The 15,977-nt window shown below is 63.1% G+C and carries 17 protein-coding genes; 2 read left to right on the plus strand and 15 right to left on the minus strand.

Features of this window, described 5'->3' with window-relative positions; translation table 11 throughout:
• Positions 1-266: 266 nt before the first annotated feature.
• Complete coding sequence (locus tag HAD_RS00255) at positions 267-1,622, plus strand: vWA domain-containing protein (RefSeq protein ID WP_035568565.1); 1,356 nt, start codon at positions 267-269, stop codon at positions 1,620-1,622.
• Between the two features lie 21 nt (positions 1,623-1,643).
• On the opposite strand, the gene HAD_RS00260 is transcribed toward HAD_RS00255, so the two are convergent.
• Positions 1,644-3,440, minus strand: a complete 1,797-nt coding sequence (locus HAD_RS00260; protein ID WP_035568566.1) for a flavin-containing monooxygenase — start codon at positions 3,438-3,440, stop codon at positions 1,644-1,646.
• A 182-nt stretch (positions 3,441-3,622) separates the two neighbouring features.
• Here HAD_RS00260 and HAD_RS00265 point away from each other — a divergent pair, with 182 nt between their 5' ends.
• The gene (locus HAD_RS00265; RefSeq protein ID WP_035568568.1) at positions 3,623-4,531 is read left to right on the plus strand and encodes a DMT family transporter; all 909 of its coding nucleotides are present in this window, start codon (positions 3,623-3,625) and stop codon (positions 4,529-4,531) included.
• Positions 4,532-4,534: 3 nt separating this feature from the next.
• On the opposite strand, the gene HAD_RS00270 is transcribed toward HAD_RS00265, so the two are convergent.
• The 14 genes from HAD_RS00270 to murJ all read right to left on the minus strand — a co-directional run bounded on the left by HAD_RS00270 (position 4,535) and on the right by murJ (position 15,962).
• Positions 4,535-4,939 (minus strand): DUF1489 family protein, encoded by a 405-nt coding sequence (locus tag HAD_RS00270; protein ID WP_241765273.1) that lies wholly within the window; start codon positions 4,937-4,939, stop codon positions 4,535-4,537.
• A 53-nt stretch (positions 4,940-4,992) separates the two neighbouring features.
• Complete coding sequence (locus HAD_RS00275) at positions 4,993-5,643, minus strand: hypothetical protein (protein WP_156942102.1); 651 nt, start codon at positions 5,641-5,643, stop codon at positions 4,993-4,995.
• Positions 5,644-5,855: 212 nt separating this feature from the next.
• Positions 5,856-6,275, minus strand: a complete 420-nt coding sequence (locus HAD_RS00280; RefSeq protein ID WP_035568572.1) for a Fur family transcriptional regulator — start codon at positions 6,273-6,275, stop codon at positions 5,856-5,858.
• 15 nt (positions 6,276-6,290) lie between these two features.
• Positions 6,291-7,487: a winged helix-turn-helix domain-containing protein gene (locus HAD_RS00285; protein ID WP_035568573.1), complete on the minus strand. Its 1,197-nt coding sequence runs from the start codon at positions 7,485-7,487 to the stop codon at positions 6,291-6,293.
• Between the two features lie 7 nt (positions 7,488-7,494).
• On the minus strand, positions 7,495-8,043 hold the full coding sequence (locus tag HAD_RS00290; RefSeq protein ID WP_035568574.1) for a methylated-DNA--[protein]-cysteine S-methyltransferase: 549 nt from the start codon (positions 8,041-8,043) through the stop codon (positions 7,495-7,497).
• 59 nt (positions 8,044-8,102) lie between these two features.
• A complete protein-coding gene (locus HAD_RS00295; RefSeq protein ID WP_035568575.1) occupies positions 8,103-8,987 on the minus strand; it encodes a dienelactone hydrolase family protein in 885 nt (294 codons plus the stop codon).
• An 80-nt stretch (positions 8,988-9,067) separates the two neighbouring features.
• Positions 9,068-9,523 (minus strand): GNAT family N-acetyltransferase, encoded by a 456-nt coding sequence (locus tag HAD_RS00300; protein WP_084331705.1) that lies wholly within the window; start codon positions 9,521-9,523, stop codon positions 9,068-9,070.
• Positions 9,520-10,164, minus strand: a complete 645-nt coding sequence (gene tsaB / locus HAD_RS17645) for a tRNA (adenosine(37)-N6)-threonylcarbamoyltransferase complex dimerization subunit type 1 TsaB (RefSeq protein ID WP_051595794.1) — start codon at positions 10,162-10,164, stop codon at positions 9,520-9,522. The genes HAD_RS00300 and tsaB overlap by 4 nt, the downstream gene beginning before the upstream one ends.
• Before the next feature lie 12 nt (positions 10,165-10,176).
• Complete coding sequence (locus tag HAD_RS00310; RefSeq protein WP_035568577.1) at positions 10,177-10,776, minus strand: malonic semialdehyde reductase; 600 nt, start codon at positions 10,774-10,776, stop codon at positions 10,177-10,179.
• Between the two features lie 71 nt (positions 10,777-10,847).
• Positions 10,848-11,426, minus strand: coding sequence for a NifU family protein (locus HAD_RS00315; RefSeq protein WP_035568579.1), 579 nt, complete (start codon positions 11,424-11,426; stop codon positions 10,848-10,850).
• A gap of 94 nt (positions 11,427-11,520) precedes the next feature.
• A complete protein-coding gene (locus tag HAD_RS00320; RefSeq protein WP_035568581.1) occupies positions 11,521-12,597 on the minus strand; it encodes a hypothetical protein in 1,077 nt (358 codons plus the stop codon).
• Positions 12,598-12,787: 190 nt separating this feature from the next.
• Entirely contained in the window at positions 12,788-13,246 is a 459-nt protein-coding gene (locus HAD_RS17650; RefSeq protein WP_051595795.1) for a copper chaperone PCu(A)C, read from the minus strand.
• A 94-nt stretch (positions 13,247-13,340) separates the two neighbouring features.
• Positions 13,341-14,381 carry a tryptophan--tRNA ligase gene (gene trpS / locus HAD_RS00330; protein WP_035568582.1) on the minus strand — a complete coding sequence of 347 codons (1,041 nt, stop codon included), beginning with the start codon at positions 14,379-14,381 and terminating at the stop codon, positions 13,341-13,343.
• Between the two features lie 24 nt (positions 14,382-14,405).
• Entirely contained in the window at positions 14,406-15,962 is a 1,557-nt protein-coding gene (gene murJ, locus HAD_RS00335) for a murein biosynthesis integral membrane protein MurJ (RefSeq protein WP_035568583.1), read from the minus strand.
• Between the last annotated feature and the right edge of the window lie 15 nt (positions 15,963-15,977).

Here is a 15,977-nt window from a genome sequence, read left to right on the forward strand (position 1 = left end):
CCCCGCTGCAGATTGGCCTGGCAGGCGCCCTGCGGCAGCGATTTTCGCCAGACAGGCTGTTTGCACGAGCCAGCATGTCATGACCAGTATCAAACGCTGCGTTCTGTTGCAGGCCTTGCGCGACCAGACCGGTTCCCGCCTACGGAAGGCCGGCAAAACCTTACCAGAAACTTGCGACGCGTAAGGAGTTTTGGCCTGCATCTTAGCCGCGCAGAAACGTTAATCATCCATAATCCATGATGAATATGTGAAAGCGGGACGAGCTGATGTTGAACAGGCTGACCACATGGAAAGAAAATCGCGAAGGCAATGTCGCGATCATTCTGGCAATCGCGATCATCCCGATTCTGGCGCTGATCGGCATTGCAATCGACTTGCAGAACACGAACAGGAGCCGCCAGTTCGTCCAGTACTCGCTGGACAATGCCGTGATCGCGGGGTCGCGCGCAATGCAGTCTGGAAAATCCAAAGCCGAAATCAACGCTTACATCAACGACTTCGTCGACGGCGTGTTGAAGGCCAAGAACTATTCCGCTTCCTGCAAGCCGGTTGACGTGTCCTATTCCAAGGGCAGCCAGGACATCAACGCCACGATCAAGTGCCAGCAGAAAACCACGCTGACCGAACTGATCGGTCATCAGTATCTCGATTTCACCGTCTCCTCCGGCTCCACCTACGGGATCGGCAAGGTCGACGTCTCCTTCGTGTTCGATATTTCGGGTTCCATGGGCTGGTCTGGAAAAATGGACGCCCTGAAGGATGCGGCGGAAGATGCTGTCGATGTTCTCTTGCCAACAGGCGAGGCGGCCGACATGGGCGACGTGCGCATCTCCATGGTGTCCTATTCGAACTACCTCGATGCTGGCAGCTACTTCCAAAAAGTTACCAACAAAAATCCGACGCGGACCTACACCGAAACATATACGTCGCGCGAACGGGTCTGCGTTCGGTGGAAGCGTAATGGCCGTTGCCGGAAATACAAATATCAGGATGTCGAGCATACTTCGACAAAATCGATTACCAGCACATGCGTGCAGGAACGCCGCGGTTCCGAAACCTATACGGATGAAGACCCCGGCCCGTTTGCATGGATCGAGGCCGTCGAACCGACATACGACTCCAGTCGAGATCGCTGGAACATGCCTTCCTGCAATCCGATCAGCCCCCTTCCGCTGACGGATGACCGGGACGACCTGAAAGACTATATCGGCGACCTGAATGCCAATGGCGGCACGGCCGGCCATATCGGCATCGCCTGGGGCTGGTATTCCATCTCCCCCGAGTGGAAAAGCGTCTGGCCATCGGGCTCCGATCCGCTCGGTTATGACGAGCCGGATTCGGCAAAAGCCATGATCATGATGACCGATGGTGACTTCCTGAACTGGCACAATACCGGCGAGGGTACGTCCTTCGACCAGGCCAAGGTGCTGTGTGACAACATCAAGGAAAAAGGCGTGCGGCTTTACACCGTGGCTTTCCAGGCGCCGACAGCCGGTAAGCAGATCCTTGAATATTGCGCCTCAGGGACGGAGTTCGCCTTCAAGGCGGAGAGCGCCGACGAGCTGACCGACGCCTACACCAAGATTGCCCAGTCCATCTCGGACCTGCGCATCACCTACTGATCCGGCGATTGGCGGGGCCGCTCAACCGAGCGACAGCCCCGCCAGTTCCCCCTCTTCCCGCCATGTCTTGAGGATGGCGAAATACGGATCGGGCCCGGCTCCATAGGACGCATCCTGACGGCTCCGGTCACCCGGCTTGCCCTCATTGTTGTAGTAACCGGGCGTGCACTCCTCCAGGAACTTCTGGCGCAGCATGGCCTTTTCGATGATCGTATCCACCCAGGCCTGCTCGGCGTCTTCCGTCAGTTCGAACCGGCTCGCCTGCCGCGCTTTCGCTTCCGACATCGTGTAACCGATCTGCACGGCTTGCTCCGCCAGCAGGTGCGGATAGTTCGCCGTGAACCCGGCCTGGCCCGGCCCCATCACGAACAGGTTCGGAAAACCGTGCACGAACATGCCGTGCAGGCTGCGCATGCCGTTCTGCCAGACGTCCGCAAGCGATGCGCTGGAACGTCCGACAGGATTGTAGCCTGCCCGCCTTGTATAGTCGGTGCCGACCTCGAACCCTGTGGCATAGATCAGGCAGTCGACCTTGTACTCCTTGCCATCGACGACCACGCCGTGCTCGGTGATGGCATCGACGCCCTGTCCTTCGGTGTCCACCAGGGTGACGTTGTCCCGGTTGAACGCCGCAAGATAGTCATCATGGAAACAGGGCCGTTTGCAGAACTGGCGATACCAGGGCTTCAGGGCATTCGCTGTCGCGGGATCCTTCACGATCTCATCGACCCGGCCGCGCACCTGCTCCATCTTCTTGAAGTCGGCGATCTCTGCCAGCTCGGCCAGCTTTTCGGGCGACAGGTTCTGGTTCCCTTCCTGTGTCGCGATGTGCAGCAGGTTGCGGATAATGTCCGTCCACCCGTCCTGCACCATGTCGACCGGGGCGAAACCACCTGAAACCAGCGTATTGAAATTCTCCATCCGCGCCTTCTGCCAGCCAGGCTTGAGCGATTTCACCCACGCGTCATCCGTCGGCCGGTCACCGCGATAATCGACCGAGGACGGCGTACGCTGGAACACGTAGAGATGCTTTGCGCCGCGAGCGAGATGCGGCACGCACTGCACGGCCGTCGCGCCCGTTCCGATAATCCCCACCACCTTGTCAGACAGTTTGTCGAGCCCGCCGGAACAATCGCCGCCGGTATAGTCGTAATCCCACCGGCTGGTGTGGAAGGAATGCCCCTTGAAGGTTTCCACACCCGGAATGCCAGGCAGTTTCGGCCGGTTGAGCGGGCCGTTGGACATGACCACGAACTGCGCGGTGAAATCGTCGCCGCGATTGGTCAGCACCTGCCAGGCGTTCTTTTCTTCAATCCAGTTGAGGCCGGTGATTTCCGTCCCCAGAAGGGCATTGCGGTAGAGGTCATAGTGCCGGGCAATCCGGCGGGAATGTTCGAGGATTTCCGGCGCGCGGGAATATTTCTCCACCGGCATGTAGCCGGTCTCCTCCAGCAGCGGCAGGTAGATATAGCTTTCGATATCGCAGGCTGCGCCGGGATAGCGGTTCCAGTACCAGGTACCGCCGAAATCGCCGCCCTTCTCGACCATGCGAATATCGCCGAACCCGGCCTCGCGCAGTTTCCCGGCCGCCAGAAGCCCGCCAAAACCGCCGCCGATCACGCAGACTTCCACATGATCCGTCACCGGATCGCGTGGTTCGAAATCGCAATACGGATCATCTATGTAATGGGCGAAATCGCCCGCCATGTTGACGTATTGCTCGTTGCCTTCAGTCCGCAGGCGCTTGTCGCGTTCCGCGCGGTACTTGTCGCGCAGGGCGTCCGGATCGAACGCCTCAGGCCGTGCATCGTCTGCCATGGCCGCTTCCTCCTGATGTTTCCTCGTCCGGATCTTTGTCCGGTTGAGGCCAGTTTACCGGAACCGCGCGGCCTGAAACAGGCTGACCCAACGCAAACCTGAAGCAGAAAATGGATGCACCCGTTCAAGCCGTCCACTTCCCCGCTTGACGGAAAGCAATCCGCCAGCGAAGGCTCCGGCCCATGCGTCTGCCCCACCCCATCATCCTTGTCTGTCTCGCCGTCCTCTGCGGCTGTACGCTCGACGCCACGATGAAAGGCGTCACGCTGGGTGGCACCGGCGTCATCACCGCAACGGCCTGGCGCTATATCCTGGCCTCGTTCATCATGGTGGGATTGTTCCTTGCCATGCGCCGCCCGATGCCGGGCTGGAAGGCGATCCGCTTCCACACGTTGCGCTCCATCGCGCAGGTGACGTCATCGGTTACCTTCTTCTACGCCCTCACCCAGATCACGCTCGCCGAAGCGGTCGTCATGGGGTTTACCGCCGCGCTGATGATCGCACCGATCGCGCGGGTCCTGCTGGGGGAGCGGATGAGCCCGGTCACGGTCGGCGCGTCGCTGGTCGGTTTTGTCGGCGCCGCCATCGCCATTTCCGGGGAGCCCACCAGCATGCCGGAAGGCGGAACCCGTGTTTACGGCATCTCGGCGATGCTGGTCTCGGCTGTCGGATATGCGCTCAATATCGTCCTGCTGCGGATGCGCACGAAGGAAGAAGACGCCATTACGCTGGTCACCTTCATGAACGTGCTGCCCGTTCTGTTCCTGCTGCCCTTCCTGCCTTTTGCCGGCGCGCTGCCGGAAACGAACACATGGCCGCTTCTGGGGGCAGCCTCACTCGCCGCCGTCGGCATCTGGTCGTTCATGACGCTCGCTTATGCCCGGGCCAGGGCGCAAACGCTGGCGCCGTTTGAATATACCGGCCTCATCTGGTCGTCCCTGTTCGGGTATGCCTTCTTTCAGGAGATCCCGAATGTCCGGCTCTATGGCGGCGCGGCGATCATCATTGTCGCCTGCCTCGTCGTGGCGTTCGAAACGCACTTCACCGCCCGGCGCGAAGCCCGTGCGGCAGCCGCCGAAATCGCGCCGTGAGGCTTACCAGACACCTGCATTTTTGAGGGCCGTGTCGAGGTCTGGCGGAATATCGAGCGCCGCTTCGCCAGACTTCAGGTCACGCGGGGCATCTTCCGGCTTGAGATAGCGCCAGCCCTGGAAGGGCCGCTTGGGCTTTGCATAGGTGCGCACCAGCTCCGGATCGAAGATCAGGGCGCACATGTCCCGCCCCTCTGAATCCTGTTCCTGCCGGATATCGACGATGCGCTGGCGCACGCGGATCGCACCTTTCACCACCCAATAGATGGACCCGCCGCGCAGGATTTCTTCCGCACGCTTCGGGAACATGCGGGTGTAATGCGCCGGATTGGGCGACGTCTTCAGGTAGCGCGCCTGCCAATTGGCTATGTCTTCGACATCTTCGGAGCCGACGCTGAGTTTCACCATGTGAATCGTCATGGGCAGAAGTCTAGCGCGCCCCGGCCCGGAGACCAAAGCACCTACTGCGTCAGATGGACGGACTCGAATTCCTGCTGGGCTTCGTTGCTGGCGAAAAAGAATTCGGCCTTCACGATATTCGCCGAATAGCGCCGGTCGATTGTGCGGAAGGCCGCGCGGGCCTGCAGGTCGATGGAAAAACCGGAGACATAGCTCATGCCCCAGCGCGGCTCTGTCCGGATGAAATAGGACTGGTCGTACCGGGTGAGCGTGCCGCCTTCCGGCCCGGCAACGGGATTCGGCAGCGTGTAGTCGATGCGCAGGAACCGCTCGCCCACCGGGTCCAACCAGGCGGTCGCCCGCAGGCGCTCTGCGGCCCAGACGTCGAACGCCCCGTCATTGCTGGAGGGCCGGTGGTGGAAGGAGACTTTCCAGGCCGCGCCCTTGTCGTCCACCGTCACTTGCGGGCCGAGGCTGGCGCGCAGGTCGTCCGGGAACAGGCGCCCGTCCGGGGCGGTCTCATGGGCCCATTCGGCGGCGACCGTGTCGAGTTCCTCGTCGTCGCCTTCCCAGGCCAGCGCCGTCCAGCGCGCCGGGCCCTTCTTGCGCGGATCGAAGCGGTAGACGCGCCGGGCGTGGGACGATTGCAGCTCCACCGTGAAGGCCGCCCGCAGGGTCGTCGGCGCTTCCGTCGCCTGCAGCGCGGAATTCATGGGGCCAGATCCGGTGGCCAGGGTGAAGGTGAGCAACCAGGCTAGAAACATGACAGTGACGCAATCCTCCAGACAGGGTTAGGCCCGGATTACGGCATCACTACGGCGGATCACGCAGGACTGAACCATGACCAAGGCGGATCACAGCATGCGCTCTCAATGATTTACGTGAGTTGAACGGAGCGGTCAGACGAGCAGCCGGCAGGTGCCCGTCAGTCCTTGTCGGCATCCTTGAGCGGGACGCCGTAGAGTTCCAGCCGATGATCGACCAGCCGGAAACCGAGCCGCTTCGCGATCAGCTCCTGCAGCTCCTCGATTTCCTCGGAGTGGAATTCGACGACTTCCCCGGTGCGGACATTGATCAGGTGATCGTGATGCTCGTCTGGCACCTCTTCATAGCGGGCGCGGCCATCGCGGAAATCGTGGGCCTGGATGATCCCGGCATCCTCGAACAGCTTCACGGTGCGGTAGACCGTGGCCAGCGAGATGGAGGCATCCTGGGCATTGGCCCTGCGGTGAAGCTCTTCGGCGTCCGGGTGGTCCGTCGCGGTCGAAAGCACACGCGCGATCACGCGCCGGGGCTCCGTCATGCGGAGGCCTTTCTCAACGCAGAGTTTTTCGAGTCGATCCATGCTACGTATTTGCCCTTAGCGCGACGGTAAGTCCAGTTTCAGATGTTTGTTCCGGACGACGCTGTCAACTCCGGCGAGCCGTGCGAAGCGAGCGAGTTCTGCTTCCAGACGGGCATCCCGGGCACTGGTCCACGCGACCCCGGGCTCCGGCCAGAGCCGTTCCACGCTCAGCGTTCCGGCGGCCCGGTCGGCTTTCACCTCCACCCGGCCGACCATACGGTCCCCTTCCAGCAGCGGATAGACATAATAGCCCCAGCGGCGTTTGGCCGCCGGGACGAAGATCTCGATCCGGTAATCGAAACCGAACAGGCGCTGCAACCGGGCCCGGTCGCGGATCACGGGATCGAACGGGTTCAGGATGCGCAGGCGCGAGGTCGGCGCGGGCGCGGTCTCCAGCCGGGTCTCGATGTCCGCCGGGGCGAGTGCGCTGACCCATTTGCCGTCTGCGCCTTCGATCCGCACCGGCACGAGGCCCGTCTGCTGCCCCGCCCAGTCTTTCACCTCGGCGAGGTCTGCTGCGTCCCAGAAGCGCTGGATATCCCCTTCAGAGCCGAACGCCAGCCGGTCCAGCGCCTGGCGGCACAGCCAGTCGACCTGTTCCTCCTCCGGCGGTTCGTCCTCCCGGTGATGGCCGGGAATGACCCGGTCTGTGAGGTCGTAGAATTTGGTGAAGTTTTCCCGGTGCGAGGTCGACAGCTCCCCCGCATACCACATGTAGTCCAGCGCCAGCTTGTGCGGCGGGCGGCGCCACATCTCGCGCGGCCCTTTGATTTTCGTGTCGAACGCCTTGGTGCTGAGCGGGCCTTCTTCGCGGATCCGGTCCACGATGCCGTTCCGGCCCGTCTCGTCCAGCATGCCGCGATGCCAGTCCCAGCCGCGGACTTTCGCCTCCAGACGGCGGAACTGGCGCCGCCAGTTGGGATAGAACTCCATCGGGATGACCGAGGCGTCGTGCGTGAAATGTTCGAAGATCCCGCGATCCTTCCGCATCAGCTTGTCCAGCATGGGTTCGCGGTAGTTCTGGTTACGGGACCAGAGGATGTGATGATGCGCCCGCGAGACGACGCGGATCGAATCGAGCTGGACGAAGCCGAGGCCTCGGATCAGGCCCGGCAGGTCCAGCGTTCCGGTTGGCGTGGCCGACAGGCCCTGGGCATGCAGCCAAAGCCGGCGGGCATCACGATTGCGGATTTCGAGCGGTGCTTTGGTCATCGGGGCATCATTCAAACAGTTTCAGCTGGCCGCCGTCCGGGTAAACGCCCTCGCGCGCCAGCAGCGCTTTCTTGGTCAGCGTCCCGCCCGGTGCGGAGAAGCCCCCCAGCCAGCCATTGGCGCCCAGCACCCGGTGGCACGGCACGATCACCGGCCAGGAATTGCGCCCCATGGCGGTGCCGATCGCCTGCGCACCGCCCGGCCGTCCGATGGCAGAGGCGAGGTCGCCATAGGTCACCGTCTGGCCCCATGGCACTTTGCGCAGCGCGTCGTAGGCCGCCCGTTCAAACGCGGAATGCCGCGCCATATCGAGCCGCTGGCCGTCAAAGCCGGTCGGGTCACCGGCGAGGAATGCCTTCAGGGCCGCTATCACCTCGGCGATCTCCGGCGGAACGTCCGCCTCCTTCATCAGCTCAGCCCCATGGCGGGTGATCCGCGCAACGGTCTGCTCCGCGTCAGCCTCCGGCAATTGCACGCCGGTCAGGCCCGCTTCAGTCCAGGCAAGACCGCACCGGCCGATTGGTGTGTCAAAATGGGACGCCCACTCCTTGAACATAGAGGGAACATTTCTCAGTTTGAGATGCGAGTCCATCCCTGTCCCGGAACATATCGCGATCAGGCGAGGTGTTTTGCGAAAAAGTCGAGTGTCCGGCTCCAGGCGAGCGCCGCCGCGTCCGCGTCATATCGGGACGTCGTGTCATTGTGGAACCCGTGGTTCACGCCCTCATAGAGGTACACCTCGTACGGCTTGCCAGCCGCATTGAGCGCGTCCTGGTAACTCGGCCAGCCTGCATTCACGCGGTCGTCCAGCCCGGCGAGGTGGATCTGCAGCGGCACTTCCAGCTTTGCGGCGTCCTCGGCGCTCGGCCAGCCGCCATAATACGGCACGGAACAGGAAAGCCAGGGCTGTTTCACAGCCATCAGATTGGTGATGGCGCCGCCAAAGCAAAAGCCTGTGATGCCGACCTTGCCATTGGTCGCCTCATGGTCGCGCAGGAAGTCTGCTCCGGCCATGAAGTCCGCCAGCATTTTCCCGCGGTCACGCTTGGCCTGAAGGGCCCGGCCGTCATCATCATTGCCGGGATAGCCGCCAAGCGGATACAGCGCATCCGGCGCAAAGGCGACATAGCCTGCCTTGGCTGCGCGGCGGGCGACATCCTTGATATACGGATTGAGCCCCCGGTTTTCATGCACAACCAGCACACCGGGCCGGACCCCGCCGCCCGCGGGGCGCACGAGGTAGCCTGCCATCTCGCCCGCCCCATCGGGCGAGGCATAGGTCACCATCTCCGTAGTGATGTCGCCATCGTCTTCGGCGGTCTGCTGTTTCGAATAATCCGGCATCACGCAGGCCGCGAGCGAGGCGACGCTTAATCCGCCCACCGCATACTTTCCCAGCCCCTCGAAAAAGCCGCGGCGTGACAGGTGGCCGTGGCAATATCTGTCGTAAAGGTCGAACACGCCCTGAGGGATCTCTGCCGGTTTCATGTCGTCTGCCATTGCGTGTCCTCCTGTTGCTGCGGGGATCGTAGCGCAGATGCAGGATTTGGATAGGGCAAAGCGATCACGTCTGTGTGGGGTCAGAGGCCCATATTGCGCGACATGAGCACCGCATCGACTGGCACATCGCGCCCGCTCGTATAGTAACGCGGACGGCGGCCATCCTCAGTAAATCCGAATCCCCGATAGAGCGCACGGGCGGGCGAATTGTCCTCGGCCACGTCCAGCGTGATGCGGGAGACGCCCCGCTCGCCCAAACGGCTGATGAGGGCACTGATCAGGGTGGCGCCGAGGCCCTTGCGTCGATGTTCCGGCGCGGTGGCAATGGTCAGGATGTCGCTCTCGCCTGCAACGGTCTGCGCCATCGCAAAGGCGGCGAGCCCCCCGTGCAGCTCCACGCCCAGTGTCAGGATGGACGTATCCAGCAACAGGCCGCGGAACGAGATGGCGCTCCATGGATCGTCGAAACAGCGCATGTGCAGCTGGCTCATGCGCCCCGCATCGTCGGGGCGCAGGACGAGCACGGGATGGGTCACTTCCGGGGCTCCGGCAGGGTCGCGTCCGGATCGCGGGCATAGACCGGGGACGGAGGATGCGTTGCCGGATCGAACTGCCCGCCCTTGATCGCCGCGGTGATCGCCGACGGCAGGAGTGGACGCAGGTCCAGCTTTTCCTTCATGTCGCCGACGGCATCGGCATTGTCCATGAAGATCGGCGCGTGGAAGCCTTCCAGCATGGGCAGCAATTGTTCGAGGCGCAGTTCCAGCACGTCGGCAATCCCCTGCCCCTCGCTGATGCCCTGGATCCACCAGGTCTGATCCGGCGGTCGTTTCTGACCGGCGAGGCAGCCCATCACAGTGTCTTCCATCCCGGCTGGCACGGCGGCTTCCAGGCTGGTCACGCCGACGCAGTCCGCCCCGGTCACCAGCGACAGGCCGCGCGCATAGGCAACGCCGATGCGGATGCCGGTAAAGCTGCCGGGGCCGGTGACGACGGCGATCCGGTCAACCTCGTCCAGCGTCACGCCCTCCGCATCCAGCAGGCCCTGGACGAGGGCCGGCAGATGCTTGTCCTGGCCGCGGGCCATCACCTCGCGCGCATCGGCGAGGATTTCACCGTCACGCACCAGCGCCACTTCCATGGCTGTAAAAGCGGTGTTCAGCCCCAGGACCAGCATCGTCTTTTCCGCTTAAAGAATGCGGCACGCCTCATCGAACGCCAGGCGCGGGGAGCGGTCGAAGATCGTCGTCCGGTCGCCATGGCCGATATTGCAGATGAAGTTCGCCTTCCAGTTCTTCATCTCACCGTCCTGGCTCTCGAAGAACTCCTTGTTGACGGCATCCATGTCGAAGCCGGACATCGGGCCACAATCGAGGCCGAGCGAGCGGGCCGCCAGCATCAGGTAAGCGCCCTGCAGCGTCCCGTTCCGGAACGCGGTCTCTTCCTTGATATGGTGGAACCAGTCCTTGGCGGCCGGCGCGTGCGGGAAGAGTTTCGGAATCTTCTCGTGGAACTCCATATCGTGCGCAATGATCACCGTCCACGGAGCATTCTGCGTCTTCTCGCGATTGCCTTCCGACATCAGCGGCACAAGGCGGGCCTTGCCTTCTTCGGAACTGATGAAGACAAACCGCGCCGGGGAATTGTTGGCGCTGGTCGGGCCGAGCTTCGCAAGGTCATACACCGCGCGGATCAGGACTTCCGGCACGTCTTCCTCGCGCCAGCCATTGTAGGAGCGCGCATCGCGGAAAACCACGTCCAGCGCATGGTCGTTCACAGGGTGGGCCATCAGGATAGTCCTTTTGCTTTTGGGGATATGCGGCCCGGCTTCGCGCGGGCCGTCAAGATGTCAGATCGAACCTAGAGGACGGCTTCGACCGCCGTCACTTCCGGCACATAGGTCTTCAGCATGTTCTCGATGCCCTGCTTCAGGGTCATCGTCGATGACGGACAGCCGGCACAGGCCCCGCGCATCGACAAGTGGACGATGCCGGTATCCGGTTCAAACCGGTGGAAGATGATGTCGCCGCCATCCTGCGCCACAGCCGGACGCACGCGCGTCTCGATCAGCTCACGGATCTCTTCGACGATTTCGGCGGCTTCGCCTTCATAGGTCACGTCGGCCTCGGAAGAGGCGGAGGGTTCGGCGCCGTCTTCCACGACCGGCAGACCGGCCATGTAATGATCCATGATCGCGGCCAGGACCATCGGCTTCACATGCCGCCAGTCCTTGTCTTCCGCCTTGTTGATCGACACGAAGTCATTGCCGAGGAACACACGCTCGACCCCGTCGACCTGGAACAGCGCACGGGCCAGCAGGCTGATGCGCGCGCTGGCAACATCCGGAAAATCGAATGGGCCGCGGTCGCCTGCTACGTCATGTCCCGGCAGGAATTTAATCGTGTCCGGGTTGGGAGTCGGTTCGGTTTGGATGAACATCGCCGCCTGCCCTTTCTGTCAAAAGCTTCACCTGTGCAACAGATGGCGCGGACGGGCAGTCGTATCAAGGGCTGAAAGGCTTAAGAAGCCGGTCTCAGTGGGCAGCGCTGGCTATGGCCGGATCGAGCTGGGCCACTTCTTCGCCGGTTTCAGGCGCTTCGGATGGCGGCAGCGGCTGGTCGAGACGCTCGGCCAGCTCCAGAGAGGTCCGCTGGGCATCGCGCAGGAAGAAGCCGAGGCTGGCGAGATGGTTGGCCATGATGGCGCCATCGCCTTTCTGGTTGGAGACGACCAGCGGGCGGATCCGGGCGGCACGTGTCCAGGCTGCTTCGGCCTTGTCATAAGCGGCCATCGTATCGGCATCGGCCAGGCTGTCACGGTCGGCCAGACGGGCCGCTTTCAGCATCTGAAGAGCAATGTGGGCACGGGCCTTGGCGGCATAGAAAACGCGGATGTCCTGCTTGGAGGCGGGCCAGCCGGTCGATTCCTGATAGATCTGGGTGGACAGGTCGTCCTGGTCGGCTTCGGCCCAGCCAGCGAACATGCGGGCTTCGTCAGCGGCCAGCACCCGGCGGTCGGCGACGGTAACGAGGCCACGGCTGGCGCGGGAGTCGAACCGGTTGAGGGCTTCGGCTGCGGCGGTCATGCGCGGGCGCATGTCTTCGCCGGGAATGCCATGCAGCAAACGCGAGGCGGCGATCAGGTCGGCATCCGGTTCGCCATTTTCGTCCGGCACGGCGGCGGCGGCCATGCGGGTAAATTCGGACAGGCCATCCGCGGTGGCTTCCTGCCAGGCAGGCATGGCCGTCAGGCGGGACTGCGGGTGCCAGTTCGGCTTGTCCTCGGCCCAGCCCTTCCCTTCCAGTTCACGCGCAATCTTGGTGATGGCGATGCCGGATTCCGGGAAGGCCCATGCCTGGCCTTTCGCAAAGACAATGTCGGAATCGTCGATCTTGTGGGACATGACCACGGAGAACGGATAGGCGCCGACCAGCGCGAACAAGAGGCTCAGCTTGAAAAGGAAAATCGTACGGCGCCAGAAGCCGCGGAAGAAATCCATGATCGGATGCGGCTCTGCCTCATCCAGTTCACGCAGATGTTCTTCGGACACCTCGTTGGGATCTGGTCCCTCTTCAAGGTAGGCAGCGTGCAAGCGGCTGTCGAAGGCCATACTCTACAAATCCCCGGCTTTGGCGCGGTGTTGCTTTCACAACACTATGCGTTCGATTGTGGCATTTTAACAGGTCATTAACTGTTAAATGTCCGCAACCTGCAGTCTGTGCACGCAAATGCTGCGCCAAATGCGCCGGGGGTGTCAGTTTTCAGCCAGAACGGGGCTGTCCGCAGTCGGATCAAGCGGCTCAGTCGCCGAGTCCCTTGACCTCAGCGCTGGTCACCACCGTCTGCGAGGTGCCGTCCGAATCACGGAACTCCAGAGAGAGGTCGACCGTGTCGCCCACGGCCATGGCCGGATCGAGGCCGAACAGCATGAGGTGGTTGCCGCCGCGCTGGAGCACGATGGGATCGCCTTCGGATGCGGTGAAGCTCTCCACCTGGCGCATCTGCATGACGCCGTCTTCCATCGTCATCGTGTGCAGCTCGACCCGGTCGGCAATGTCGGTCGAGGCGCCGACCAGTTCCACCGGCGCGCCGGTGACATAGGCCATCAGGCCACCCCCGGCGACGTCGCGGCCCTCGGCCGGCTTGATGATGAAAGCGTCCTTCACTTCAATCACGGACTCGCCGGCGGGCGACTCGGCCGGACCGGAACAAGCTGCCAGCATCAGGGCGGCGGCGGGAATCAGAACGCGAAACAGCATGGGGCACATCCTTTCAGAACCTGCGCGCAAGTCGTAGCCCGCCCGCCGGGCAGGTCAATGTGCCGGAATGGCACGCTGACCTGTCAGGCAGATATCAGGGTCGCCAGTATCCGACGGCGCGGCGAACATCTTCCATGATCGGTGCGGCGATGGCATTCGCCTTCTCGGCCCCGTCGCGCAGGATGGCGTCGATCCCGGACTGGTCTGCGAGGATGTCGCGGAAGCGCTGCGTGATCGGGGCGAGATGCGCCACCATCACATCGGCCAGCGCCGGCTTGAACACGCCGAAGCCCTTGCCGCCATATTCGGCCAGGACCTCTTCGACGCTCTGCCCGCTCACGGCGGAATAGATGCCGACAAGGTTCTCGACCTCCGGGCGCCCTTCCAGTCCCTTCACTTCGGACGGCATGTCGCCTTCCAGGTCGGTCTTGGCCTTCTTGATCTTCTTGGCGATCAGGTCGGCATCATCGACCAGGTTGATGCGCGACAGGTCCGACGGGTCGGACTTGGACATCTTCTTGTTGCCGTCCTTCAGGCTCATGATCCGCGCGCCGGGGCCCTTGATCAGCGGTTCCGGCAGCGGGAAGAAACCCGGTACGTCGTATTCGCGATTGAAACGGTCGGCGATGTCGCGGCTGAGTTCCAGGTGCTGCTTCTGGTCTTCGCCCACGGGCACATGCGTTGCCTTGTAAGCCAGGATGTCAGCCGCCTGCAGGACCGGATAGGTGAACAGGCCGACGGAGGCCCGCTCGGCATCCTTGCCGGCCTTGTCCTTGAACTGGGTCATCCGCTCGACCCAGCCCATGCGCGCAACGCAGTTGAACACCCAGGCCAGTTCGGCATGGGCCGGCACAGAGGCCTGAGCGTAGACAATCGATTTCTTCGGGTCGATGCCGCAGGCGATGAACGCTGCCGCGATCTGGCGGGTCTGGTCGGCCAGCACCCCCTTCTCCACCGGCATGGTAATGGCGTGCATGTCGACGACGGAATAGACACAATCCCAGCCGTCATTCTGGAGGTCGACGAACTTCTTCAGCGCGCCGAGATAATTGCCGAGGTGGAGGTTACCGGTCGGCTGGATACCAGAGAAGACCCGCTGGGGGCCGGTGTATTCGGATGTGTTTGTGTCAGTCATGCGCAAGCGCTGTAACCGATTTACCTAGCGGCGCAAGGCCTGCGTGATGTCGCGGGGCCGGATCGCGCCGGTCAGGAAGGCCGCAACGGCATAGATCAGGCCGCCGGCGAGGATCACGATTGCAGCGGCCAGCGCGCGCGAGTCGATGATCGTGTCCCGCACCCACTGGAAATTGTGCACCATGAACCAGACCGCCCCGGCCATCAGGCCGCTGGCGATCAGGGCCCGCAGCGTGCGCGATACCAGAACCGGACCCGGCCTGTACCAGCCGCGGGCTGCCAGCGTGGTGCCCAGCAGCAGGGCGTTCACCCAAGCGGCCACCGATGTGGCGATGGCGAGGCCGACAAAGCCAAGCTGCCCCTGACTGTTCAGCCAGAAGAACAGGCCTGCGCCGAGCGAGGTGTTGATCGCCACCGATGTCAGCGCGAACCGCATCGGGGTTTTCGTGTCTTCCCGGGCGAAGAAGGCCGGGGCCAGCACCTTGATCAGCACGAAGGCAGGCACGCCCCAAGCATAGTGGAACAGCGCCCCGCCGGACGCCTCGGCATCCGATTGCAGGAATGCCCCGCGTACGAAGAAGGCTTCGATGAGGAAAACCGGAGCGACCAGCAGCGCCGCGGCAGCCGGAAGCGTCAGCGCCATGGCGAGGCCGATGCCTTCGTCCATCGTCGCCTGGCTGCCTGCATGGTCTTCACTTCGCGCGGCCCGGCTGAGGCGCGGCAGGATGGCAACGCCGACCGCGACGCCGACCAGTCCGAGCGGCAGCTGGTAAAGCCGGTCGGCGGTGTAGAGCCACGATTTGGCCGCCTGCTCGAAGCTGGCCAGCGACTGGCTGACAATGATGTTGATCTGCGTGCCCGACGCCGCAATCGTGCCCGGGACGGCCAGCGCCATGACCCGGCGCACGGCCGGCGTGATGCGCGGCCAGCCAATCAGGCTGAGGCGCACCTTCTGGCGTGTGACGCCCCACCAGAGCAAGGCCACCTGAAGCACGCCCGCGATCAGGACCGCGACCGCCGCAGCCTTGGACACGACCTCCGGCACGTTCGAAACCAGCGCCGCCGGGATAAGGCAGAGATTCAGCAGCGTCGGCACGCCAGACGACAGGATGAACCGCTGGCCGGAATTCAGCACGCCGGACAAGAGCGCCGCCAGCGCCATACAGGTCAGGTATGGCATGGTGATCCGTGTCAGGAGCACAGCCAGATTGTAGTGCACATGGTCGTCAGCCTGTCCGCCATGGATAATCAGCAGCACCCAGGGCATGAAGATCTGGGCGAGAATGGTCAGCGCCGCAGTGAACGCGAAGAGGACGCGCAATGCCTCCTGCGCCACGGCCTGCGCGGCCTCTGGTCCTTCGGCCTCCAGCGTGCGGGCATAGGTCGGCACGAAGGCGGACGCGAAGGCGCCCTCGGCAAAGATGCGGCGGAACAGGTTCGGGAATTGCTGGGCCGTCACCCAGGCATCATTGATGGGCCCCGCGCCCAGCTTCGCCACCAGAAGGATATCCCGGGCAAAACCGAGGATACGGCTGCCCAGCGTCAGCGAGGATTGCACCAGGGTGTTGCGGGCGATGCTCATGGGGCCTGTCGTGCA

It is taken from the genome of Hyphomonas adhaerens MHS-3 (assembly GCF_000685235.1).
GTDB classification, from domain to species: Bacteria; Pseudomonadota; Alphaproteobacteria; order Caulobacterales; family Hyphomonadaceae; genus Hyphomonas; species Hyphomonas adhaerens.

Excerpts from the sequence above, each read along its gene's own strand:
- HAD_RS00255 (WP_035568565.1), top strand. The coding sequence starts at position 267 with ATGTTGAACAGGCTGACCACATGGAAAGAAAATCGCGAAGGCAATGTC.
- HAD_RS00260 (WP_035568566.1), bottom strand. The coding sequence starts at position 3,440 with ATGGCAGACGATGCACGGCCTGAGGCGTTCGATCCGGACGCCCTGCGC.
- HAD_RS00265 (WP_035568568.1), top strand. The coding sequence starts at position 3,623 with ATGCGTCTGCCCCACCCCATCATCCTTGTCTGTCTCGCCGTCCTCTGC.
- HAD_RS00270 (WP_241765273.1), bottom strand. The coding sequence starts at position 4,939 with ATGGTGAAACTCAGCGTCGGCTCCGAAGATGTCGAAGACATAGCCAAT.
- HAD_RS00275 (WP_156942102.1), bottom strand. The coding sequence starts at position 5,643 with ATGAATTCCGCGCTGCAGGCGACGGAAGCGCCGACGACCCTGCGGGCG.
- HAD_RS00280 (WP_035568572.1), bottom strand. The coding sequence starts at position 6,275 with ATGGATCGACTCGAAAAACTCTGCGTTGAGAAAGGCCTCCGCATGACG.
- HAD_RS00285 (WP_035568573.1), bottom strand. The coding sequence starts at position 7,487 with ATGACCAAAGCACCGCTCGAAATCCGCAATCGTGATGCCCGCCGGCTT.
- HAD_RS00290 (WP_035568574.1), bottom strand. The coding sequence starts at position 8,043 with ATGTTCAAGGAGTGGGCGTCCCATTTTGACACACCAATCGGCCGGTGC.
- HAD_RS00295 (WP_035568575.1), bottom strand. The coding sequence starts at position 8,987 with ATGGCAGACGACATGAAACCGGCAGAGATCCCTCAGGGCGTGTTCGAC.
- tsaB (WP_051595794.1), bottom strand. The coding sequence starts at position 10,164 with ATGCTGGTCCTGGGGCTGAACACCGCTTTTACAGCCATGGAAGTGGCG.
- HAD_RS00310 (WP_035568577.1), bottom strand. The coding sequence starts at position 10,776 with ATGGCCCACCCTGTGAACGACCATGCGCTGGACGTGGTTTTCCGCGAT.
- HAD_RS00315 (WP_035568579.1), bottom strand. The coding sequence starts at position 11,426 with ATGTTCATCCAAACCGAACCGACTCCCAACCCGGACACGATTAAATTC.
- HAD_RS00320 (WP_035568581.1), bottom strand. The coding sequence starts at position 12,597 with ATGGCCTTCGACAGCCGCTTGCACGCTGCCTACCTTGAAGAGGGACCA.
- HAD_RS17650 (WP_051595795.1), bottom strand. The coding sequence starts at position 13,246 with ATGCTGTTTCGCGTTCTGATTCCCGCCGCCGCCCTGATGCTGGCAGCT.
- trpS (WP_035568582.1), bottom strand. The coding sequence starts at position 14,381 with ATGACTGACACAAACACATCCGAATACACCGGCCCCCAGCGGGTCTTC.
- murJ (WP_035568583.1), bottom strand. The coding sequence starts at position 15,962 with ATGAGCATCGCCCGCAACACCCTGGTGCAATCCTCGCTGACGCTGGGC.